General features: G+C 60.9%; 17 protein-coding genes. 11 read left to right on the forward strand and 6 right to left on the reverse strand.

The genetic code is table 11. The features are described 5' to 3' along the window. Nucleotides 1-792 precede the first annotated feature (792 nt). The 8 genes from ASG68_RS13940 (at nucleotide 793) to ASG68_RS13975 (ending at nucleotide 13,432) form a co-directional block, all read left to right on the forward strand. Nucleotides 793-3,000: a sensor histidine kinase gene (locus tag ASG68_RS13940; RefSeq protein ID WP_156373855.1), complete on the forward strand. Its 2,208-nt coding sequence runs from the start codon at nucleotides 793-795 to the stop codon at nucleotides 2,998-3,000. Beyond that, nucleotides 2,997-3,689, forward strand: coding sequence for a response regulator (locus ASG68_RS13945; RefSeq protein WP_062583781.1), 693 nt, complete (start codon nucleotides 2,997-2,999; stop codon nucleotides 3,687-3,689). The genes ASG68_RS13940 and ASG68_RS13945 overlap by 4 nt, the downstream gene beginning before the upstream one ends. 315 nt (nucleotides 3,690-4,004) lie before the next feature. Continuing rightward, nucleotides 4,005-7,082: a calcium-binding protein gene (locus tag ASG68_RS32770; RefSeq protein ID WP_082478431.1), complete on the forward strand. Its 3,078-nt coding sequence runs from the start codon at nucleotides 4,005-4,007 to the stop codon at nucleotides 7,080-7,082. Nucleotides 7,083-7,313: 231 nt separating this feature from the next. Next, nucleotides 7,314-8,327, forward strand: a complete 1,014-nt coding sequence (locus ASG68_RS13955; RefSeq protein WP_062583782.1) for a sugar ABC transporter substrate-binding protein — start codon at nucleotides 7,314-7,316, stop codon at nucleotides 8,325-8,327. Between the two features lie 86 nt (nucleotides 8,328-8,413). Next, complete coding sequence (locus ASG68_RS13960; RefSeq protein ID WP_062583783.1) at nucleotides 8,414-9,967, forward strand: sugar ABC transporter ATP-binding protein; 1,554 nt, start codon at nucleotides 8,414-8,416, stop codon at nucleotides 9,965-9,967. Continuing rightward, a complete protein-coding gene (locus tag ASG68_RS13965; RefSeq protein ID WP_062583784.1) occupies nucleotides 9,957-10,985 on the forward strand; it encodes an ABC transporter permease in 1,029 nt (342 codons plus the stop codon). The genes ASG68_RS13960 and ASG68_RS13965 overlap by 11 nt, the downstream gene beginning before the upstream one ends. 3 nt (nucleotides 10,986-10,988) lie before the next feature. Further along, complete coding sequence (locus ASG68_RS13970) at nucleotides 10,989-11,987, forward strand: ABC transporter permease (RefSeq protein WP_062583785.1); 999 nt, start codon at nucleotides 10,989-10,991, stop codon at nucleotides 11,985-11,987. 83 nt (nucleotides 11,988-12,070) lie between these two features. After that, nucleotides 12,071-13,432, forward strand: coding sequence for an LLM class flavin-dependent oxidoreductase (locus ASG68_RS13975; protein ID WP_274534217.1), 1,362 nt, complete (start codon nucleotides 12,071-12,073; stop codon nucleotides 13,430-13,432). Between the two features lie 18 nt (nucleotides 13,433-13,450). Here ASG68_RS13975 and ASG68_RS13980 read toward each other — a convergent pair whose 3' ends face one another. The 6 genes from ASG68_RS13980 to ASG68_RS31415 all read right to left on the reverse strand — a co-directional run bounded on the left by ASG68_RS13980 (nucleotide 13,451) and on the right by ASG68_RS31415 (nucleotide 19,164). Then, nucleotides 13,451-14,107 carry a methionine ABC transporter permease gene (locus tag ASG68_RS13980; RefSeq protein WP_062583786.1) on the reverse strand — a complete coding sequence of 219 codons (657 nt, stop codon included), beginning with the start codon at nucleotides 14,105-14,107 and terminating at the stop codon, nucleotides 13,451-13,453. Beyond that, a complete protein-coding gene (locus ASG68_RS13985; RefSeq protein WP_062583787.1) occupies nucleotides 14,088-15,170 on the reverse strand; it encodes a methionine ABC transporter ATP-binding protein in 1,083 nt (360 codons plus the stop codon). Before ASG68_RS13985 ends, ASG68_RS13980 begins: the two co-directional genes overlap by 20 nt. Before the next feature lie 100 nt (nucleotides 15,171-15,270). Then, on the reverse strand, nucleotides 15,271-16,119 hold the full coding sequence (locus ASG68_RS13990; RefSeq protein ID WP_062583788.1) for a MetQ/NlpA family ABC transporter substrate-binding protein: 849 nt from the start codon (nucleotides 16,117-16,119) through the stop codon (nucleotides 15,271-15,273). A 194-nt stretch (nucleotides 16,120-16,313) separates the two neighbouring features. Continuing rightward, nucleotides 16,314-17,354 (reverse strand): ABC transporter permease, encoded by a 1,041-nt coding sequence (locus ASG68_RS13995; protein WP_062583789.1) that lies wholly within the window; start codon nucleotides 17,352-17,354, stop codon nucleotides 16,314-16,316. After that, nucleotides 17,354-18,829 (reverse strand): sugar ABC transporter ATP-binding protein, encoded by a 1,476-nt coding sequence (locus ASG68_RS14000; protein ID WP_062603245.1) that lies wholly within the window; start codon nucleotides 18,827-18,829, stop codon nucleotides 17,354-17,356. Before ASG68_RS14000 ends, ASG68_RS13995 begins: the two co-directional genes overlap by 1 nt. Next, on the reverse strand, nucleotides 18,817-19,164 hold the full coding sequence (locus tag ASG68_RS31415) for a hypothetical protein (RefSeq protein ID WP_156373856.1): 348 nt from the start codon (nucleotides 19,162-19,164) through the stop codon (nucleotides 18,817-18,819). Before ASG68_RS31415 ends, ASG68_RS14000 begins: the two co-directional genes overlap by 13 nt. Here ASG68_RS31415 and ASG68_RS14010 point away from each other — a divergent pair. The 3 genes from ASG68_RS14010 (at nucleotide 19,164) to ASG68_RS14020 (ending at nucleotide 22,135) form a co-directional block, all read left to right on the forward strand. Further along, a complete protein-coding gene (locus ASG68_RS14010; protein WP_062583792.1) occupies nucleotides 19,164-20,210 on the forward strand; it encodes a substrate-binding domain-containing protein in 1,047 nt (348 codons plus the stop codon). The genes ASG68_RS31415 and ASG68_RS14010 overlap by 1 nt on opposite strands. Before the next feature lie 87 nt (nucleotides 20,211-20,297). Further along, nucleotides 20,298-21,509, forward strand: coding sequence for an acyl-CoA dehydrogenase family protein (locus tag ASG68_RS14015; RefSeq protein ID WP_062583793.1), 1,212 nt, complete (start codon nucleotides 20,298-20,300; stop codon nucleotides 21,507-21,509). Nucleotides 21,510-21,745: 236 nt separating this feature from the next. Beyond that, entirely contained in the window at nucleotides 21,746-22,135 is a 390-nt protein-coding gene (locus ASG68_RS14020) for a DUF5071 domain-containing protein (protein WP_162243583.1), read from the forward strand. Nucleotides 22,136-22,162 lie beyond the last annotated feature (27 nt).

The following is a 22,162-nucleotide window of genomic DNA, read 5'->3' on the forward strand; positions in this document are numbered from 1 at the left end:
CTCTCTTCGTCGTCGGGAGACGGTCGCGGCAAAACCGGGCGGCATCGGTTCTCATGGTGGTTGCCCGGTCTTGCCCAATCGGCGGGTTAGTAACCCGGGCTTGTGCCGCCGGAACGGATGGTGGCGAAATTCGGCTCTGGAGTTGCTCCTTGCCATTGCGCATAGCTTGTATTGCTCCCTTACGTCGCACATCCTGAAAGCGCTATGAGTGCGATTGTTATGCCAGCCATCAGATATTTTCGAGACATCGTTCTCTCCGGTCGCCTGAACTTTGGGGCAAATGGCCCGATGGCAATTCTCTTTTAAATTGCGAAACATAGCAATACTGAGAAATTCTCTTGCGAGATTTAAGTAAGGTCCTGCGATGGCATTTTTCCTTCCGAGAACGCGGTGAAAAAGGCTTTACCGTCCTCCGAACGGCTGGCCATGCCCCTTGATGTGCCGCATTTCTCATGATGGTGAAGTTTGTTGTGGGGGGCGAAATCACAACCGGGCGAGCTGTCCGGATTTCTTCATGATGAACAAATTGAAAAAAACGCCGGCACGTCGCTCTGTGTCATGCGTCGCCTACCAATGGTCTTGTGAGCGCAGTCAATAAAAATCGAACAACGCGTTCCGCGACAAGAAATACAACGCCCGGTCGTCGCTGGTCACCCGAGTTCCAAGATGCGAGCTGCCCCCGCTTTGATGCTCGCCAAGTACTTCTATATGCCGATATATTCGGTATAGTTGGGGCTCTGTTTCTCGATCTCGTGGCTGTCCTCAGTGCATCTTCGCGCACCTCTGTTCCGGTTGACAATCTTTCTTAGCGTGATTGTCGTCATCTGCGCCGCCGTGCTTTACGTCACGCTGGCCCAGAGAGTTACGGATATCCAGCGTGTCGAAGTTTCCGACGGAAAAGCTTTGGTGGAGCTGGACGGCCAGCGTCTGCAACTGGTCGCACTGCTCAGATCGTTGCCGGAATTTTCCGAAAAGCTGATCGATCGTTCGGCGTTGGAACAGCATCTTGCAGGTGCTCCGGCGGATGGCGTTTTCGTCGATAGCAGCGATTTGGTCGAAGAGCCGGACATGCTGCCAAGCTATACAGCACTCAATGCCTTCTTCGATCGTCAGAGTGTGATCAACGGTCTTCTGGAGGCAGACGAGATTGCCTTGGCCGTGCGCGATGCTGACAGCGCGGAAAATCAGGCACTGAGGGTTGAAACTCTGCCTGTAATGCCATCCCGCCCGATCGGTTCGCTGCCCTCGGCATTCTGGATACAATTCGGCGCGGGGTTCCTGACGCTGACGATCGCGGCTTTCTTCATGGCGCTCAAACCATCGCATCCACCCGTCGTGGCTTTCGCGATGGCCGGCGTGGGCGTGGCTGGTGCAGCGTTCTCTGCCGGTATCTACAGTACCCGCCATATGGCGCTTGATCCGGCGCTGTTCGTGCCGCTTTCGGCGATCAACCAGTTTTTCACATTCACGTTCGGTGTCGCGACCATCTATCTCTTCGCCATCTATCCCGTGGTTGTGATGCGGAGGAAATGGCTCTGGCCGGTCTCTGTCCTGAGCTTGGTGTTCCTGCTGCTCTACCGCATGCAACTGGCGCCCCATGACGTGGTCTCTACCCAGAATGTCATCATGCTGATGCTGGTCGCCATCGTCGCGCTCGTGATCGCGCAATACCGGGCCACACGGCAGGATCCGGCAAGCCGGGCCGTTCTTCTGTGGCTCGGGCTCTCCGTCATCATGGGTGCCGGCGCGTTCGTCATCTTCGTTGCCGTGCCCGTCGTGCTCGGCTTCGACGTCTTGGTCACCCAAAGCGTTGCCTTCATCCCGTTGGCAGGTATCTATGTCGGTACGGCACTGGCCATCGCGCGGTTCCGGTTGTTCGATCTCGGCCGCTGGGCCTATCGCATCCTTCTCTATGCCGCGACGATCGGCCTGCTCTTCGCCATCGATGCGTCGATGATCATGCTGCTCAGAATCAGTCCAACGACATCCCTGGCGATCGCGGTGGCGCTCGCCGGTATCGCCTACCTGCCCCTGCGGGATTTCTTCTTCGACCGGATCTTCCGGTCCGGTATGCCGGATCTCGCGGAACTGTACCGGCGAACCGTCTCCGTTGCGCTTCAGCCGAACGCCGTAGCGCGGGATGCTGCGTGGATTGCCGCGCTCGACACCACGTTCAGCCCCATGCATATCGAGCGAACAGGAGGATCGGCAGAGAATGTTTCTCCGGTCATTCTGGATGAGGGGGAAAAGATGCTGGTTCCCTCCATCGGCGGACTGCCGACGCTGACGCTGAGCTATGCCGCACAGGGCCGGCGGCTGTTCAACAATCAAGATGCGGCGCTTGCCGGCGAACTGAGCGCGCTGATCGTGACGACCATCGCTGATCGGACATCCTATGAGCGCGGGGTCGAGGAAGAGAGACACCGGATCGCTCGCGACCTGCATGACGAGGTGGGTTCAACGCTCCTGTCCGGCCTGCATGCGACGGAGGAAGCCCGGCGCCAGGAATGCATCGTCGATGCGCTGTCCGATATCAGGCAGATCGCCAGCGGGCTGGCAGGGCGGGATGTCACGCTGGCAAGCCTCGTGGCGCAGATGCGCCATGAAAGCCGGACGCGTGCCGAACTGCAGGGCTTCACGCTGGACTGGCCGCTTAATGAAACCGATGAAGGCGCGTTGACACTGCCCTACCGGCTGCACCGGAATTTTCATGCAATCCACCGGGAGGCCCTGTCCAATGCGCTGAACCATGGCGTGCCGGGTGTCATTCGGGTGCGATCCAGCCTGCGGGAGCAGGTCCTTTCGCACGAAATTGTCAATACGTGTTCAACGGATGAGCCCACGGGTTCTGATAGGCGCAGCAACGCGCAGTTCCGCCGCATGGGATCGCGCAACATGCAGGCCCGCGCCGAGCAGTTGGGCGGAGCGCTTCAGACATGGCAGTCCGGCGGGCAGCATGGTGTCCGGTTGGAATTTGCCGTTTCGGAGCCTGCACAATGAATACGGTGCCGCGCCTGTCGACGCAGTCCGTTCTTGTTGTCGAGGACAATCGCGAGGTGCGCGGCTGGATCTGCGAGACATTGAGGACCGCGTTCGAGGGGGTTGCCTGCGCGTCGGTCGGCACCTGCGCCGAGGCCGAGGCGCTGTTGTTCGGCCGCGATGGGGTTCGGCAGAGTTTCGATCTGGTGCTGGCGGATATCGGCCTGCCGGATGGCAGCGGCATCGAGATCATCCGCAAGATCGCCGACAATCTGCCGCAGACGCTGCCGATCGTCATCACCATCTTCGATGATGATCGCACGCTCTTCGATGCATTGGCGGCGGGCGCGAAAGGCTACATCCTCAAGGGTGTCACGATGGCAAGCCTGGTGGAGCAGTTGCGCCGCATCGACCGGGGAGAGCCACCGCTTTCGCCGCAGATGGCGCTGCGGATGATGGCGCATTTCAAGGCGTTTTCCCGGTTGCTGCCGCCGGACGCGGAGGCCTCGGCGGATGGCGAAGCGCTGACGCACCGCGAGGAGGAGGTGCTGAGCCTGCTCGGCAAGGGCCTGACGGCACAGGACATCGCCGGCAAGCTCGGCGTTTCGCGCAATACCTGCGCCACGCATATCAAGTCGATCTACCGCAAGCTCAGGATCGCATCGCGTGCCGAGGCTGCCCTTGAGGCGGACCGGCGCGGGCTTCTGTAAGCCACCGCTTTCCCGGGTTTTTCATTCCGCCTCACCCATTCAGGGGATGGGCGCCGCCCGCCCCGTCGCCGATAAGTTCTGCGGGATTTTTCGGGATTCCCTGCTCGCGCAGGATTCCGAAAATGGGGACGGGGGGACTTCAATGCATTTTCCTGCGCAGAACCTATTCAAATGGCGGGTCTGTCTATCCGGCGATGCCTTGGCCGACGGGCCGGCAAGAGCAGCTACATCTGTATTTCACGCATATTCTTAGCGATTTAAGGCCGGCGCTTCCGCACGGCGGAGCCATGGTCGGCCAGCACACTGGAGAACGAAATGGCTTACAAATACGGCACGCCTAAGGGCGAAACGCTGACCGGGACTGACGAATATCTCGATTTCATTTATGCCTATGCTGGAAACGACACTGTCTATGGTCGCTTCGGCCTGGATTACATCTATGGCGGTGACGACAAGGACATCCTGAACGGCGGCTTTCAGGGTGATATGCTCTATGGCGAGAATGGTGACGATACCCTGAACGGCAACAGCGGTGGCGACACGCTGTCCGGTGGTCTCGGCAAGGACAAGATCAATGGTGGCAGCGGCGCCGATGTAGTCAGCGTCGGAACCTTTACAGAAGGCAATGGCGACGTGGTCGATGGCGGTTCCGGCATTGACCGGCTGACGATCGATTATTCGACCTCCTCGACAAAGCTGTCGATCAAAGTCATCGACTGGATTTCGACCTTGACCCTGACGGGCAATATTAAGGTCAAGAACGTCGAGGCCTTCAATATCGTCGGCTCTGGCAAGGATGACACGCTTACGGGGGGCGCTTTCAACGATGTCTTCAACGGGGGTCTTGGCAAGGATGTGCTGAGCGGCGGCGGCGGTTCGGATATTCTCAACGGCGGCGAGGGCAATGACACCCTGCGTGGCGGCTCCGGCCAGGATAATCTCAACGGCGATAATGGTAATGATCTGCTGTATGGTGATGGCGGTGTGGACAAGCTTATAGGCGGGTTCGGCGACGACAAGCTCTACGGCGGCGACCTCAATGATGAACTCCAGGGTGATGACGGAAAGGATACGCTGGATGGCGGCACCGGTGACGACACCCTGATGGGTGGCGCCGGCAATGACACGCTCACAGGCGGTTCCGGGAACGACATTCTGTCAGGTGGCCTTGGCAACGACACGGTCAGCGGTGGCTCCGGCAATGACGTCTATACCTATGCATTCGGCGAGGGGAAGGATGTCATCAAGGACACGAGCGGCAGCGACCGCATCCAGATCTACGGCTTCAAGGGTAACTTCACGAGCAAGGCGGCAAGTGCCGTAACGACCCTGACGGGCGGGACCACCTTTACCGGGATCGAACACTACACCATCAGCACGGCGGACACGGTCGGGAACAAGATCACCACCGGAAGCGGCGATGACATCGTCAACAGCTATGACGGCAATGACACGCTGAACGGCGGCGGCGGCAAGGACGTGCTCGATGCAGGCCGCGGAGCGGACATCGTTTCCGGCGGGACCGGCGATGACGAAGTCACCTTCGGCGAGGGCGGCAACGACAAGGGCGATGGCGGGACCGGCATTGACCGCGTGACCCTCCTTCGCGGATCGGACACGGTAGCGCGCACGCTGACGATCACCGGCACGACCGCAACTTTCTCCGACGGCACCAGCCTGAAGAATTTCGAGAACTACTGGGTCAATTTCGGCAAGGGCAACGACATCATCAAATCGGTCGGCTCGGCGCTCAGTATCAACGCATTTGGCGGTGACGGCAACGATACCCTGCTTGGTACCAAGGGTGCCGATCGGATAAACGGTGACAACGGCAATGACACGATCAAGGCCGGCGCAGGCGATGATACCATTGATGGCGGCGTGGGAGACGACACGCTCGAAGGTGGTGCAGGCAACGACTTCATCAACGACAATGGTGGGAACAACAAGATCGATGCCGGTTCCGGAAACGATTCTGTCTACCTGCAGGATTACAACACAGCGACCCCCAGCAAGAACACGGTTTTGCTCGGCACCGGCGACGATAACCTGACCGCCGGTTATGGTGGCGGTAGCGTGACGGCCGATGGTGGCTCAGGCATAGACTTTGCGACCCTCAATCTGGCCTATTCCACGAAAAACCTGACATTCACGCTTTCGGCAAATGCCAAGGTCACGAATGCGCCGGTTACGCTGACGAACTTCGAGCGTATTTCAATCTCCGGCGGCACGGGCGCCGACAAGTTCACCGGTGGCAAGCTGGATGACACGCTGAATGGCGGTGGCGGTGCCGATACACTGACGGGCGGCGACGGCAACGATACGATCACCGGCGATGATGGCAACGATACGGTCAAGGGTGGCGCCGGCAACGACACGATCTATGGCGATAGCTACGTGTTCAACACCGGTCGTGACAAGATCTATGGTGAGGCCGGTGGCGACGTGATCTTCACCAGTGTCGGCGATTTCGCCGATGGTGGCGCCGGCAATGACCGATTGATCGTTCTGCTTTCGAACCAGACGAAGAATTTCACGCTGAAATTCACCACCGGTACCATCACGCTGGATTCGACAACCACCTTCAAGGCGTTTGAATCCCTGCAATATCTCGGCGGTTCGGGCAAGGATACTGTGACAGGAAGCGCCGATAGCGACATGATCGATGGCGCCGCCGGCAATGATATCCTGCGCGGCGGCAAGGGCATCGACAACATCACCGACGGTGAGGGTGCGGATCAGGTCTTCGGCGATGATGGCAACGACAATCTGTATCGCATCGATAGCGGCGCCAACAAGGACCTCTTCGATGGTGGCGCAGGCACCGATAACTTCTCTTTCTCCGGTTATACCACATCGGCTGTTCTCGACCTCGAAAACCAGACCAAGAACGATGGTCTTGCCAAGGGACTGACGCTGAAGAATATCGAAACCATCAACGGCAGTTATGCCGATGACGATCTGCGTGGTGACTCCAAGGCCAATACGCTCAACGGCAGCGGCGGCGACGACGTCTTGCAAGGCCGCGGCGGCAACGACATCCTGAATGGCGGCGGCGGCGACGATTGGTTGACCGGCGGCACGGGCGCCGACAAGTTCCAGTTTTCCTGGGACAGCCGTGGTGGTGAAGGCGATGTCGTCACCGACTTCACGCGCGGGACGGACCGTCTTCTGATCGACCCATACACATTCGGCGTCATCGACAACAAGGTGCTGGTGGTCAATGGCACCGACCCGGTGGCGACGACGACAAAGGGCACGTTCCTGTTTGAGACCGACAACGGCCGGCTCTGGTATGACGCCGATGGCACCGGCACCTTTGCCGACAAGGAACTGATCGCCATCCTGCAGAACGTGACCAAGCTCGCTGCGAGCGACTTCGTCTTCAGCTGATCGGCCCGCCGAAACGCAGGCATGACAAGACGGCGGATCTCAGCGAGGTCCGCCGTGTTTCGTTGTCATGATGAAGAGTGAGCGGTGGCGCTTTTCCGGCCCCCGCAAGAGGTCTCATTTTTTCCTTCTGGACTTCGTCATTTGAAATTCCATTCCTCGGAAACTTCTAATGTCCATATAATCTATGGACATTATTCATTGAGCCGATGGCTCGTTTCTGAGGGGTGGGTTATGACGGACATCGAAAACAAGGCTGGCCTTGGCCGGCGTGAATTGTTGAAATTCTCGGCGATTGCCGGTGCGGTGGTTGCGGGTTCCAGCCTGGTGGCATCGCGCCCGGCCGTAGCGGCCGGCGAGGAGTTGTCGCTGAAAGGCAAGCGCATTGCCATCAGTGCAACCGGAACCGATCACTTCTTCGACCTGCAGGCCTATAATGCCCAGATTGAGGAAGTGAAGCGTCTGGGCGGCGAACCGATTGCCGTCGATGCCGGCCGCAACGACGGCAAACTGGTCGCGCAACTGCAGACGCTGATCGCCCAGAAGCCGGATGCGATCGTCCAGCTGCTTGGCACGCTCACGGTCATCGATCCCTGGCTGAAGAAGGCGCGCGATGCCGGCATTCCGGTGCTGACCATCGATGTCGGCTCGAACAACTCGCTCAACAATGCGACCTCGGATAACTGGGGTATCGGCAAGGATCTGGCGTTGCAGCTGGTTTCCGATATCGGCGGCGAGGGCAATATCGTCGTGTTCAACGGGTTCTACGGTGTGACGCCCTGCGCCATCCGCTACGACCAGCTGGTCAATGTCGTCAAATACTTCCCCAAGGTGAAGATCATCGAGCCGGAACTGCGCGACGTCATTCCGAACACCGTGCAGGATGCGTTCGCCCAGATCACCGCCATCCTCAACAAATATCCGGAAAAGGGGTCGATCAAGGCGATCTGGTCGGCCTGGGACATTCCGCAACTCGGCGCGACACAGGCGCTCGTCGCGGCCGGCCGCACCGAGATCAAGACCTACGGCGTCGATGGCAGCCCGGAAGTGCTGCAGCTGGTCGCTGACGCAGCCTCGCCAGCCGCAGCCGATGTCGCGCAGCAGCCGGCCGAACTCGGCCGCGTCGCCATCCAGAACGTTGCCCGCCTGCTCGCCGGCCAGACCCTGCCGCGCGAAACCTATGTTCCGGCGATCCTCGCCAACAAGGCGAATGTCAACGAGGTCAGCAAAAAGCTCGGTATCGGCTGATCCTGCCGGTATTCGACGCGACTGCCCGGGCGCCTCCGTGCCCGGGCAGTTTTATCTGAATCAGCCAGGATGTTCGAGGTGTCGTCGTGAGCCAATCTTCTCCTGAGACAGACGCAGGGCTTGCCTTGAATTTTCAGGGCATCGTCAAGCATTTCGGCGGTGCGCGTGCCCTGTCCGGCGCCTCGCTTTCGGTTCGGCGCGGCACGGTTCACGGGCTCGTCGGCCAGAACGGTGCCGGAAAATCCACCCTGATCAAGCTGCTGGCCGGGCTGCACCAGCCGGACGCCGGGCTGATCGAAATCGATGGGCGCGCATACGATACGGTCACGCCGCATCTGGCCGAGGAACTCGGCATTCATTTCATTCATCAGGACCGGCTGCTGGTGCCGACATTCACGGTCGGCGAAGCGCTGTTTCTCGGCCGCGAGCCACGGATCGCCGGGACGCCGTTTCTCGACCGGCGTGCGATGCAGAGGCAATCCGCAGAAATCCTCGATCGCTACTTCGGTGTTCGCTTGCCGACGAGTGCGCTGATCTCCGATCTGACGACGGCCGAAAAGCAGATCGTGCAGATCACCCGCGCGCTCCTGCACGGGCCGAAAATTCTCGTCTTCGATGAGCCGACGGCGGCGCTGGTGCGGCGGGAAGCGGATATTCTTTTCAATCTCATTCGCCGGCTGAGGGCGGAGGGCATCACGATCATCTATATCTCCCACTATCTGGGAGAAATCGAAGACCTCTGCGACGAGGTCACGGTCCTGCGCAACGGCACCAATGTCGGCACGCTGGCGGTCAAGGATACCTCGGCTTCGGCCATCGCATCGCTGATGATCGAGCGCGACATCGGCGACATGTTTCCCAAACGGGCGGTTGAGATCGGTGACCCCGTCCTGTCGGTCAGCCAGCTGTCCCTGACCGGAAAATACCAGGACGTCTCGTTCAAGGTCGGCCGCGGCGAAGTCGTTGGGGTGACAGGCCTGCTTGGGTCCGGCGCCAAGGACCTGCTGCGCACCCTGTTCGGTCTGGAAACGCCGACCTCAGGCGAGGTCGTCAGCGATGGTGAAACCGTGCGCTTCCGCCGGCCGGCCGATGCGGTGCGCGGTCATCTCGCTTTGGTGCCCGAGGATCGGCGCGGCAATGGCATCGCGCTCGATCTCAGCGTCACCGAAAACATCACGCTTGCCAGTCTCGCACGGTTCACGCGCCTCGGCTTTCTCGACCGCGACGGCGAACGAACGGAAGTCGATGGGCTGATCGACCGGCTGCAGGTGAAGACGAGCGGGCGTGATGCGCTGTCGCGCACGCTTTCCGGCGGCAACCAGCAGAAGGTGGCGATTGCCAAATGGCTGAGCCGGCAATCGGAAATCTATCTGCTCGACGAGCCGACTGTCGGCGTCGATATCGGTTCGAAAGTCGAAATCTACAAGCTGATCGGCGATCTGGCCGCGCGCGGTGCCGGCGTCCTGGTCCTTTCCTCTGATCTCGCCGAGCTTGTCGGGATCACCGACCGCATCCTAGTGCTTTATCGGGGCAAGGTCGTCCGGGAGTTCAAGTCTTCGGAGGCGACACCGGACGCGGTGCTCGCAGAAGCAACCGGATCGCTCGCCAGATCGTCGGAAGGACGCCGCCATGTCGGTTGATACATCGTTCACGCCCGCTTTCGCTCCCGAGGATACGACGGAGCCGAAGCAGCGCAACTGGGGCAGTGATGCCGCAGCCTTTGCTTTACGGGCAGGATCGTTTCTCGCCTTCGGGGCGATCCTTCTTTATTTCTCGCTGGCAGCGCCTTACTTCTTCACCATCGGCAATATCGGAAATGTGCTGGGTCAATCGGCCATTCTCGGTGTGCTGGCGATTGGTCTGACCGTGGTTATCATCGCCGGTGGTTCGAATGTCGTGACCGGCGGCATCGACCTGTCAGTTGCTGCCAATATGGGCCTGAGCGCCGCTGTTTATGCGACGCTAATCCAATTGGGGCATAGCGATCTGGTTGCGGCAGCCGGTGCCCTCGCCACCGGCTCGTTGATCGGCGTGGTCAACGCCTTTGCCGTCGTGCTGGTCGGTGTCGTACCGCTCTTGGCGACACTGGCGGTGATGAACATCGTCGCCGGTCTCGAACTGGTGCTCACGCAAAACACGGTGGTGCCGGCAACGACAGACTTTCTGTCATATCTTTCGGCAACCGGCCCGTTCGGTCTGCCGGTTCTCGCCTATGTCCTGCTTGGCTTCACCGCAATCGCGACGGCGATCGTGCAGTTCACGGCGACAGGTCTGCGGCTTTACGCAACGGGCGAATTTCCGGATGCAGCGCGGGCGGCGGGGCTTCCCGTCCGCAGGCTGATTGCTGGGTCCTTCGTCGCGAGCGGCTTTTGCGCCGGTGCTGCCGGCATCCTCTCGGTCTCCTATCTCAGCGGCAGCACGACAGGGGCCGGCGAAATGCTGCTACCCGTCGTGGTGACGGCGCTTCTCGGCACGGTCTTCTCGCGCCGTCTGGTTCCGACCGTCACCGGCACGCTGCTCTCGGCGCTCCTCGTCGGCTTTCTGATCAACGGCTTTCAGCTGTTGAACATTTCCAGCACGCTGGTGAACGGCGTCCAGGGCATCCTCATCCTTCTCGTGGTCTCCGCCACCACGCTTCTGCGCAAACAGGAGAGCTGATCCATGACCTTTGGCCTTGTTTCCGGTGGCGCGTTTTCCGGACGCCTGATCGTCGGTCATGTCGTGCGATATGCGCTGGTGGTTGCCATCATCGGGGTCTTCGCGGCCTTTTCCGTGGCGGCACCGACCTTTCTGGCGCCGGCCAATCTGCAGAGCATCCTGGTCAACAATTTCACTCTGCTCGCGATCGTCGCCATTGCCATGACCTTTGCGGTTTCCGCTGGGGGCATCGATTTGTCCGTGGGCACTGCCGTGGATTTCGCCAGCTTCGCCTTCGTTTCCCTCGTCCTTGCCGGGCAACCGGTGCCGCTGGCCTTGCTGGCAGGGCTTGCCGGCGGCGCGCTTGTCGGCGTGTTCAATGCGATCCTGATCGTCGGCATCGGCATATCGCCGTTCCTCGCCACGCTCGGCACGTTGTTCATCGGGCGCAGCATCCAGCAGCTTCTCACCAATGGTGGCAACCCGGTCTATCTGCCGCCTGCAGGCGTCCCCGAGGCCTTCCGTTTCGTCGGTCATGGCACGGTGTTCGGCATTCCCTTTCCGCTGGTCGTCGTCCTCGTTGTCATCGTCGCAAGCGCGGTCATTCTGTCTAAAACCCGCTATGGCCGCGTCCTGACCGCGATCGGCATCCAGGCCAGCGTTACCCGCTATTCCGGCGTTGCCGTTCCCGCTCATGTCGCCGTGACCTATGTGCTCACGGGCATTATTGCGGCCATTGCCGGACTGATCCTGACATCGACAGTGACCGTCTACATTCCCTCGTCCGGTAACGCCTTCCTGCTCAACGCGATCGGCGCGACCTTTATCGGCACGACGCTGAGCCCGCTCGGCCGCCCCAATATTCCCGGAACCGTTCTCGGCGTCCTGCTGCTCAGCATCGTCGCCAACGGCCTGCTGCTGACCGGCCTGAATTTCTACTGGCAGCAGGTGGGCACCGGCCTTCTGATCTTCGGTGTTCTGTCGATCAGCTTCCTGAACCAGAAGGCGAAGCGGCGGGGGTAAACTCCGTCGCCGCTTGACGCCGGATGAGCGATGTTGAAACTCCGTCGCAGCAATCGGCTTAACCGCACCCCGCCCGGATCATCGTGACCAGACAGCTTCAGCTCTATGCCTTCGACATGAATTGTGTCGGTCATATCAATCACGGCCTGTGGACGCATCCGCGCGACAGTTCGCTTCGATATACCGACCTCGACTACTGGACGGGCCTTGCAAAAACCGCCGAGCGGGGAAAGCTCGACGGCATTTTCCTGGCTGATATCGTCGGGGTCTATGATGTCTATGAGGGCGGCCCGCAGGCGGCCATTCGCGGTGGTGCGCAAATCCCGGTCAACGATCCGCTGATTCCGCTCTCGGCCATGGCTGCGGTGACCGAGCATCTCGGCTTCGGCGTCACTGTCAACACGACCTACGAGCCGCCCTTCCTGTTTGCCCGCCGGATGTCGACGCTCGATCACCTGACGAAAGGTCGGATCGGCTGGAACATTGTCACCGGCTATCTCGACAGCGCTGCCCGCAGCATGGGCCTGCCGCAGCAGCCTGATCATGATGCGCGCTATGAGGCGGCGGAAGAATATCTCGAGGTTCTCTACAAGCTCTGGGAAGGCAGCTGGGCTGACGATGCCGTTCTGCGCGACCGGGAGAAGGGTGTCTTCGCCAATCCCGATCGGGTTCGTGCAGTCCGGCATGAAGGCCGACATTACCGGATGGACGGCATTCATCTCAGCGAACCCTCGCCGCAACGGACGCCGGTCCTGTTCCAGGCGGGTGCGTCCAACCGCGGACAGGATTTTGCGGCCCGGCATGCCGAAACGGTGTTCATCGCCAGTTCGTCACCGGTATCGGCGCGTGGGCTTGTCGATGGACTTCGCGCCCGCGCCGTCGCATTCGGCCGTTGGGCGGATTCGGTCAAGGTCCTGAACCTGGTGACGGTTGTCACCGGCCGCAGCGAACGGGAGGCGAAGGACAGGTTGGAGGACTATCGCCGTCACGCCAGCGTCGAGGCGTCGCTTGCGCATTATTCCAGCTCGATCGGCATCGACCTGTCGCAGTTTTCACTCGATGAGCCGATCCTACAGACCAGGACGAACGCCAATCAATCGGCACTCGCGGCCCTCACCGATGGCAAGGAAAATGCGACGATGCGGCAAATCATCGACCAGATGGTGCTGGGCAGCCGGCAAAAGCCGATCGTCGGCAGTCCGGAGCAGATTGCCGACCATTTCGAGGTCTGGATGCGCGAAGGTGATGTCGACGGCTTCAATCTCGCCCGTACAGTCGCGCCGGAGAGCCTAACGGATTTTGTCGACCTGGTCGTGCCTGTCCTGCAGGAGCGCGGGCTGTTCAAGCGGGACTATGCGCCGGGCACCCTGCGGCAGAAGATTTTCGGTGGTGAGAGTGGTCGTCTGCCCGAAAGCCATCCGGCAGCCGCCTCCCGTTTCCGATAGACGGCCGCCGGTCGATTGTCAGGCTCGGTGATCGAGACGGGCGACGAGCCGGTCGCCCAGCCACTGGATGCCGCAGACCATGATGATCAGCACGATGACGACCGCGATCATGATGTTGGTCTCGAATCGCTGGTAGCCATAGCGGATGGCGAGATCGCCGAGGCCACCGGCACCGATGGCGCCCGCCATGGCCGATGCGCCGACCAGTGTCACCAGCGTGACGGTGAAGCCGGCGACAATGCCGGGCAACGCTTCCGGTACCAGCACTTCACGGATGATTGTCCAGCGATTGCCGCCCATGGCGCGCACGGCTTCGATCAGGCCGCGGTCGACCTCGCGCAGCGAAACCTCGGCGATGCGGGCATAATAGGGGGTCGCCGCGATCGCCAGGGGCACGATCGCCGCCCAGGTGCCGAGCGCGGTTCCGACAATCAGCCGCGTCACCGGGATCAACGCTACCAGCAGGATGATGAAAGGCACCGAGCGGAAGCCGTTGACGATGGCGCCGAGCAGCCGGTTTATCCAGAGATTTTCCGCGATGCCGCCGCGATCCGTGGCGATCAATGCCAGGCCGAGCGGCAGGCCCGCCAGAAGCGAGATCAGGCCGGAGGCCCCGGTCATCAGAAGGGTTTCCCAGATCGAGCGAAGGAGCAGATCAAACAGAACGGGTGTCATAACCAAGGACCTCCACGCGAGCCGAGCGGCCCTTCAGAAATTGCAGAACGGGATCGAGTCGGGTTGGATCGGGTACCCCGATGAAGAAACGGGCGACCGGCTGGTCCTGGATATGGTCGATGCCGCCATGGATCAGCCGGAATGCGTTGGGCAGCGCGGCCGAGAGATCGGCAAACAGCGGCGCGTTGGCGTCCGGGCCTGCGAGATCGACGCTGAGCACGGCTTCGCCGCCGGGCGTCTGGCTGAGGCGTTGTGCGATATGCGCTGGTAGTTGCGGGCGGATGGTATTGAGCAGACTCTTCGTGGTCTCGCTCTGGGGATCGGAGAATACGGACCAGACCGGCCCTTCCTCGATGATCCGCCCACCATCGATCACGGCCACCCGATCGGCGATGGTGCGCACGACTTCCATCTCGTGGGTGATCAGCAGGATCGTCAGATCCAGCTTGCGGTTGATGTCCTTCAAGAGGGCAAGGATCGCATGGGTCGTTTCCGGATCGAGCGCCGAGGTGGCCTCGTCGGACAGCAGCAGCGCCGGCCGACCGGCGAGCGCTCGGGCAATGCCGACGCGTTGTTTCTGGCCGCCGGACAGCGATGACGGATAGGCCTTGGCCTTGTCCGACAGGCCGACGAGTTCCAGCAGTTCCGCTGCACGCTTCAGCCGGGCCGCTTTCGGCAAGCCCTCGATCTTTAGCGGCAGTGCGACGTTTTCCTCCACGGTCTTTGCCGACAGCAGATTGAAGTGCTGGAAAATCATGCCGATCTTGCGCCGCAACGGTTGGAGCTGTTGTTCGGAAAGGCCGGTGATATCGCGACCTTCGATCAGGACCGAACCGGAATCAGGCCGTTCCAGTCCGTTGAGGCAGCGGATCAGCGTGGATTTTCCCGCGCCGCTGCGGCCGATAATGCCGAGGATTTCACCCTTCTTGACGGAGAGCGAGACGCCGTCGAGCGCGGCGGTCTTGCCGAAGTGGCGCCGGACATCCGTCAACCGGACGACATCCGGGCTGTCGGCCTTGTTTCGCGACGTGGCAACCGGAGCCACGGTTGTGTGGGAATTCATGGAACGTCCTTTCCGCTTTCGCGGCACTGTCTGGTCAACGCCAAAGGCGGCCCGGACAAAAGTCCGACAGCCGCCTTCGCAGTCTGCATGATGGTTCGGATCAATAGGCGCTGATGCCAGTGCCCTTGTAGACCCGGTCGAATTCAGCCTTCACCGTGTCGTTCTGGTAGGCGGATACGAGCGTCTTGACCCACGCTTCGTTTTCCTGACCGGCCTTCACGGCGATGAAGTTGCGGTAGGGATTGTCGGCAACCGGCTCCTGAGCGATGCGGTTTTCCGGTGTCAGGCCGCTCTTCAGCGCCCAGTCGGTGTTGACGACGGCGGCATCGAGGTCGTCGATGGCACGGCCGACGACGCCGGCGTCAAGTTCCTTGATCTCGATGTTCTTCGGGTTCTCGACGATATCGGCGATGGTCGCCAGGATGCCGGTGCCGTCCTTCAGCTTGATCAGGCCTTCATTCTGCAGCACGCGCAGCGCGCGGCCTTCGTTCGACGGATCGTTCGGCACGCCGATGATGGCGCCATCCTTGATCTCATCGAGCTTCGCGAACTTCTTCGAATAGAGCCCGATCGGCCAGACGCCGGTATAGCCGACCGAGACGATCTTGTAGCCGTGTGTCTTGATCTGGTTGTCGAGATAGGGCTGGTGCTGGAAGGCGTTGGCGTCGATTTCGCCGCGCTCCAGCGCTTCGTTCGGCTGGGTGTAGTCGTTGAAGACGACCGTTTCGATCGTCAGGTTCTGCTTGGCCGCTTCGGCGGTCACGACGCGCCAGACGTCTTCGTCTTCGCCACTGATGATGCCGACCTTGATTGTCTTGGCATCTTCGGCAAGCGCGTTTCCAGGCATCGTTGCGAGGCCGGTTGCGAAGGTCGAGGCGAGCAGGGCCGTCAGCACGGCACGGCGTGAGAACGAAGCCGTCTTGAGGAGGGTGGAAACGATGCGTGTCATGGCGGGTCCTGTATAGTCCGGGGAGGATAAGATCAGAGGCGAGTAAAGTTCGTCTCTGGGTATCAAGATCGCAAATGCACAAAACATAAGCGAAGGATGATTATGTTTTGTGCATCGCAATGCGGGAAAAAACTTCTGCCCATATCAGCAAGCGCAAATCAATTTTCTACTGAATTTATGTACTACTGTCTGGTTCAGCGCGTATTGCGGCCAAGCCCATAGGTCAGCGCTAAGGCTCCGACGAGGACGGCACCCTTGACGAAATCCTGGGTGTAATAGGGTGCGTTCAGCATGGTCAGGCCGTTTAGCAGGATGCCGACGAAAACGGCGCCGACGATCGTGCCGAAGACATTGGGGCGGCGCAGGCCGAGGACGGCGAAACCGATCAGCGAGGCGGCCACCGCATCCATCAGCAATGATCCGCCGGAGGAAATATCGCCACGCCCGACGCGTGCGGCGATGATGATGCCGCCGAGGGAGGCGAGCGTGCCGGAGAGCACATAGGCCAGCGTCTTGAGGCGCGGCACCGATGCGCCGGCCAGCCGCGTCGCCACCTCGTTGCCGCCGGTGGCAAACAGCAGGCGGCCGATGCGGGTATGTTCCGTCAGGATATAGAGCGCGATGGCGATCAGGATCATGATCACGACCGGGGTCGGCACCACGCCCAGCAGGGTCGAGCGCCCGATGCGCAGGAAAGCGGGATCGTAGGCGCCGGTCGCGGTCGTCCCATCGGGCAGGATGAGGCCGGCGGAGATCGACCGGCCTGCCGTTGGAATCAGCTGCAACCCGGTCAGCAGGAACATCACCGCCAGTGTCGCCAAAAGGTCCGGCACCCGCAGGCGAACGATGAGGAAGGCATTGAACAGGCCGACAAGGGCGCCGAAGGCCAGCACCAGCGGCACTGTCGTGAAGACATCGAGGCCGAGCACAATCATCGCATAACTTGCCGCCATGACGCTGGACGCGGCCACCGCCCCGATCGACAGGTCGAAGCCGCCGACGGCCAGTGTCACCGTCACGCCGGCACCGAGGATGGCGACGACGGAGACGGCCTGCAGGATGCTCATCTGGTTGGCGAGATTGATGAAAGCAGGCTCGGCGATGGTGAAACCGACGATCAGGACCGCCAGCAGGATGAACACCGCGCTGTTGCGGACGGTCGTGCGAAGCTGTTCCAAGGCGATCCTGGGTTTGGCTGCCCCGACGGTGGATGCTTGGTTTTCGATCGATGTCATCAGTGGGCTGCCTCGAAACTAGGGGACGGTGCCGGGCGCGCACTGCCCAGCGTATGGTGATCGATGAGTAGGATGCGGTCGGCGACTTCGAGCGCTTCTTCCGGATCGGATGTGGCGATCAGCGTGGCGCGTTCCGTATTGGCGCGGATGGCCGTGATGATATCGTGGCGTGCGCCGACATCGACGCCCTGGAACGGTTCGTCGAGCAGCAGCAGGCGGCTTGGCTCGACGTCCCAGCGGCCGAGGATGACCTTCTGCTGGTTGCCGCCGGAGAGCGAAGCCATTGCGGCATTCGGGCCGGACGCGCGGATGCCCAGCCGGTGAATGGCCCGTTCGGCCTCAGCCTGTTCCCGCCCTCCGAGCAGAAGACCCGAGGAAAACCATTTGGCGAGATGCGGCAGGCTGATCGTTGCCGCGAGAGAACTGCCCGGCCAGTCGGCGGGCATCAGCGAGGAGCGGTGCCGGTCCTCGGCGGCCATGAAGACTCCGGCGTCGATGGCGGCACGAACCGAAGCGGGCGCGTAGGGTCTGCCGTCAAGACGCATCGTGCCGCCGGCCAGCGCCGCATTGCCGAAGATCGCCGAGAGAAGACGGCTTTTCCCGGCACCCAGCACTCCGGATATGGCGACGACTTCGCCGGCATGAAGATCGAGGTCGAACGGCTTGGCGCCGGGGATGAGGCTGATATCCCGCATTTCGAAGATCGGCGCGCCGACAGGCAAGCGCGCATCCGGCCGGGCCGACCGTAGTGAGCGGCCGATCATTGTTTCGACGGCCGTGTCGAAATCGACGGGCCGATTGAAAGTGCCGACAACCTGACCGCCGCGCAGCACGACAACGCGGTCGGCGAGCGCCTCGAGGTCGGCGATCCGGTGCGAGATATAAAGGATGGCGAGGCCTTCGCCTCGCAGGCGTTTCAGGATTGCATAGAGCCGCTCGGATTCCGGGCCGGAAATGCTGGCGGTCGGCTCATCGAGAATGAGCACGGACGCCTTGCGCGCGACAGCGCGGGCAATCGCCACCAGTTGCCGGTCGGCGGCCGGCAGGTCGGCGAAATCGAGATCCAGCGGCAGGTCGAAACCGGCTTGGGTGAGGATGTCTTGTGCCTTTTTGCGGATCGAGCGGCGGTTGAGGAAGAACGGTGCGGAGCCGTCCGCATAGCCGTTGAGCAATAACGCATCCGCGACGCTCAGGCCCGGCGCACCGACCCGGTCCGTCGATTGATGTACCGTAACCACGCCCGCATCGGCCGCTTCAGCGGGGGATTCTGGAGCATAGGGCCGACCGGCAAGCGCGATGACGCCGCTATCCGCGTCCAGCGTGCCGGAGAGGATGTTGACGAGGGTCGATTTGCCGGCGCCGTTCGCTCCCATCAGGGCAACGATTTCGCCGGCGTTCAATTCGAGGCTCGCACCGGCAAGCGCGCGGGTTGGCCCGAACGAGCGGCTCAGTCGGTCGATCTTCAAAAGCGGCATCTGCGAACCAAGGCTTGAAATTGTCTATACAGTTTATGTATTTTATACTTATCTGCTGCGATGTCTCGAAACGGCTTTCCAAACTTGCCGGTCAAAACGGCAAAATCGTTCGGGGTAAGCAAGGCCTTTGGGATTTGCGGGGCATCAATGTCATCGGCGGCGGGAAGATTGGACCGTTCTTCCGCGCGGCCTATTCGCGGATGGAATTTCTCCGGCAGGCCGGAAAAACAGAAGTCCATATTTATCCATAAAATCCATAAAATATATAAATTAAAGAAGCCGGATCCGGAGGCGGATCGACGCTGTTCGCAAGCGATCAAGAAGGGATCAAACAATGCGATATCTGTTCAAGGGATTGGCATCCGCGGCATTCATCACCTTTGGTCTCATGGGCGCCGCCCAGGCCGACGGGCTCGCCGGCGCGCCGGCGCCGTTCGACAAGGGTGGCGTCAAGGTGGCGCTGATCGCCTATATTTCCGGTGGCGATTTCTTCCAGGCCTATCAGGCTGGAGCCGAAGCGCAGGCCAAGGCGCTGGGCATCGACCTGCGCATCTTCCCGGGCAAGCAGAATGCCGCCGAGCAGCGCGAGCAGATCAGCCAAGCGATCAATCTCGGCGTCCAGGGCATCGTGATCGACCACGGCCAGCCGGAAGCGATCAGTGATGTGGCGCAGCAAGCGATTGATGCCGGCATCAAGGTCGTGGCGTTCGACGTGAACCTCAACAACAAGGCCATTCCGCAGGTCGAGCAGAGCGACCACGAATTGTCGCGCCTCGCGCTGGAGCAAGTGGTCAAGGACAATGGCACCAGCTTCAATGCAGGTTACGCCTATGTTGCAGGCTTTGCACCGCTCGACCGCCGCAACGAGGTCTGGGAAAAGTTCAAGGCCGACAACAAGGGTGTCGTCGAAAAGGCGAAGTTCGGCGTGGTCAACGATACAACCGCGACGAGCACCGCCGACCAGGCGAAGGCTGTCCTCACCGCCAATCCCGACATCAGCGTCGTCTTCGCGCCCTATGACGAGTTCGCCCGTGGCGTGAAGCTCGCCGCCGCCGATCTCGGCGTGTCGGACAAGCTCAAGATCTATTCGGCCGACGTCTCCACCGCCGATATCCAGGAGATCACCGAGGAAGGCAGCCCCTGGGTCGCCACCGTGGCGACCAATCCGGCTGTTGTCGGTGCTGTCTCGGTTCGCGCCGTGGCGTTGCAGATCGCAGGGCAGGAGGTTCCGTCCCAGATCCTCGTGAAGCCGGCGCTGCTGACGCAGGCGCAACTGCGTGAAGCGGGGGTCAAGACGATCGAGGAACTGGCGGCCAAGGTGCCGGCGTTCAGCGAGAGCGACGCTGTCACCGCCGACTGGATCCCCGCCAAGCTCTACTGAGCCATCTGATGCGACCGGCAGCGGGTGGATCACCGCGATTGCTGCCGGTCGCCTTTCCGCTTTCAAGGACAAATGGAGATACAGGCAATGAGCGACGTGCAAGTCCTGCGCAGCCCGAGGTATGAAGATGAACTGGCCGGCTTGTTTGCCCGGGCGGAAGAGATTGCGGCCGATCTCACCGCGCGCGGCGCGGCGCTAGACGCCGCCGGGCGGCCGCCGATCGAGGAAATTCAAACGCTGAAGGATGCCGGGCTTCTGAACGCCCTGCATGCCCGCGAGATCGGCGGAAGCGGGATCGACTGGGTCGATGCCCTGAAGCTCGTGCGTATCCTGTCACGCGGCGAAAGCTCGATCGGCCAGTTGCTCGGCTATCACTATGTCAACAGCCAGTACATCTACTGGGGGGCGTCCGACCCGGCCAAGGCCAAGGCACTCGGCATCGAGACGGTGGCCCGCAATCTCTACTGGGGTGCAGCGGTCAATCCGCGCGATCCTGGTCTTGTGCTGACCAGAAAGGGCGACGGGTATGTGCTGAACGGCCGCAAGACCTTCTCAACCGGTGCGCGCGTTTCCGACCGTATCAATGTCAACGCCACGATCGATGGTAAGGTCGCCAATTTCGTCATCCCGACCGACCGGCCGGGCTATATCACCAATGACGATTGGGACAATATCGGCCAGCGCCTGTCGGATAGCGGCAGCGTCGAGTTCCGCGATTTCCCGGTCTCGCAGGATGATTTCATCCAGCCACTCGCCGACCCCACCGACAAGCCGCCGGTACTGGCGACATTCAACACTCCGTTCATTCAGCTTGTCTTCGTGAACTTCTATCTCGGAACGGCGGAAGGCGCTTTGGCCGCCGCGCTCGACTATGTCCGCACCACAACTCGGCCCTGGGTTACCTCCGGTGTCGATAAGGCTTCCGAAGATCCCTACATTCTCGAACGGATCGGCGAATACTGCTCGACGCTGAAGGCGTCCGTCGCGCTCGCCGACCAGGCGGCCGGTATCGTCAAGGACGCTCTGGCACGCGGCAAGTCCGTGACGGAACGGCAGCGCGGCGAGGCAGCAATCGCCGCCTATGAGGCCAAGGTCCATTCCACCCATGTCGCCCTCGACATCACGTCGAAGGTGTTCGAACTGATGGGCGCCCGCGCCACGGCGGCCCGCTACGGCTTCGACCGCTACTGGCGCAATGTCAGGACACATACGCTGCACGACCCGGTCTTCTACAAGGCGCGCGAAGTCGGCGAGTTTGCGCTGAACGACCGGATTCCGGAGGTCAGCCTTTACAGCTGATGTAAGCTGATCCGCTTCGGTTTCCCAAATTGCAGATAAAGACCTCGGGAGGTGAGCTTGCCGAGGTTTTTTGTTTGCTGTGGAATTTACGGAATCATTTGGCCATCATGTGCCTGGACGCAACGGGTAACGTACCCTTCCGTCAAGATACTGACGTGTTGCTTGATACCGCGAGACATGGCTATACCCGCTCGCACCGCGTTGATATCTTAGACTTCGCGTACGGAGCTAGCACCATGAACGGGGCCGAAAACTTAATACCCAAAAGCAAACACGACCTTCGTGCAGTCAAAAATCTCCAGGATGTCGATCCTGCTTCGGTAATGACGATCTTGGATCAGCTCCTCGATTGGACAGCAGATGGCAATTGGCCGGTTGCCAAACCCATGGCAGATTTTCTTGTGCTGTTAGGCGAGCCTATCGTGCCTTCATTGAAAAAAATACTGAACGGCGATGATGCGACACAAAAATACTTCTGTCTTGATTTGATTGTACGACAGCTACCAGCAGATTTGTTGCAAGACTTGTCCCCAAATCTTGAGCGCCTAGTGGAAAATCCGAATCCAGAGGAAGTCGCGGAAGGTATCCCTGAACTGATTGGTGAGATGACCAGCGGACGCATGTAAGCGAATCCGTTTTGCTGAGAATCTGGC

Origin of the sequence: Rhizobium sp. Leaf453, assembly GCF_001425605.1 — a bacterium.
In the GTDB taxonomy this organism is placed as follows: domain Bacteria; phylum Pseudomonadota; class Alphaproteobacteria; order Rhizobiales; family Rhizobiaceae; genus Pararhizobium.

Coding starts and splice junctions, on each gene's coding strand:
- ASG68_RS32770 (WP_082478431.1), top strand. CDS start 4,005: ATGGCTTACAAATACGGCACGCCTAAGGGCGAAACGCTGACCGGGACT.
- ASG68_RS13995 (WP_062583789.1), bottom strand. CDS start 17,354: ATGACATCGATCGAAAACCAAGCATCCACCGTCGGGGCAGCCAAACCC.
- ASG68_RS14000 (WP_062603245.1), bottom strand. CDS start 18,829: ATGCCGCTTTTGAAGATCGACCGACTGAGCCGCTCGTTCGGGCCAACC.
- ASG68_RS13990 (WP_062583788.1), bottom strand. CDS start 16,119: ATGACACGCATCGTTTCCACCCTCCTCAAGACGGCTTCGTTCTCACGC.
- ASG68_RS13985 (WP_062583787.1), bottom strand. CDS start 15,170: ATGAATTCCCACACAACCGTGGCTCCGGTTGCCACGTCGCGAAACAAG.
- ASG68_RS14015 (WP_062583793.1), top strand. CDS start 20,298: ATGAGCGACGTGCAAGTCCTGCGCAGCCCGAGGTATGAAGATGAACTG.
- ASG68_RS13955 (WP_062583782.1), top strand. CDS start 7,314: ATGACGGACATCGAAAACAAGGCTGGCCTTGGCCGGCGTGAATTGTTG.
- ASG68_RS14020 (WP_162243583.1), top strand. CDS start 21,746: ATGAACGGGGCCGAAAACTTAATACCCAAAAGCAAACACGACCTTCGT.
- ASG68_RS13965 (WP_062583784.1), top strand. CDS start 9,957: ATGTCGGTTGATACATCGTTCACGCCCGCTTTCGCTCCCGAGGATACG.
- ASG68_RS13970 (WP_062583785.1), top strand. CDS start 10,989: ATGACCTTTGGCCTTGTTTCCGGTGGCGCGTTTTCCGGACGCCTGATC.
- ASG68_RS14010 (WP_062583792.1), top strand. CDS start 19,164: ATGCGATATCTGTTCAAGGGATTGGCATCCGCGGCATTCATCACCTTT.
- ASG68_RS13945 (WP_062583781.1), top strand. CDS start 2,997: ATGAATACGGTGCCGCGCCTGTCGACGCAGTCCGTTCTTGTTGTCGAG.
- ASG68_RS13980 (WP_062583786.1), bottom strand. CDS start 14,107: ATGACACCCGTTCTGTTTGATCTGCTCCTTCGCTCGATCTGGGAAACC.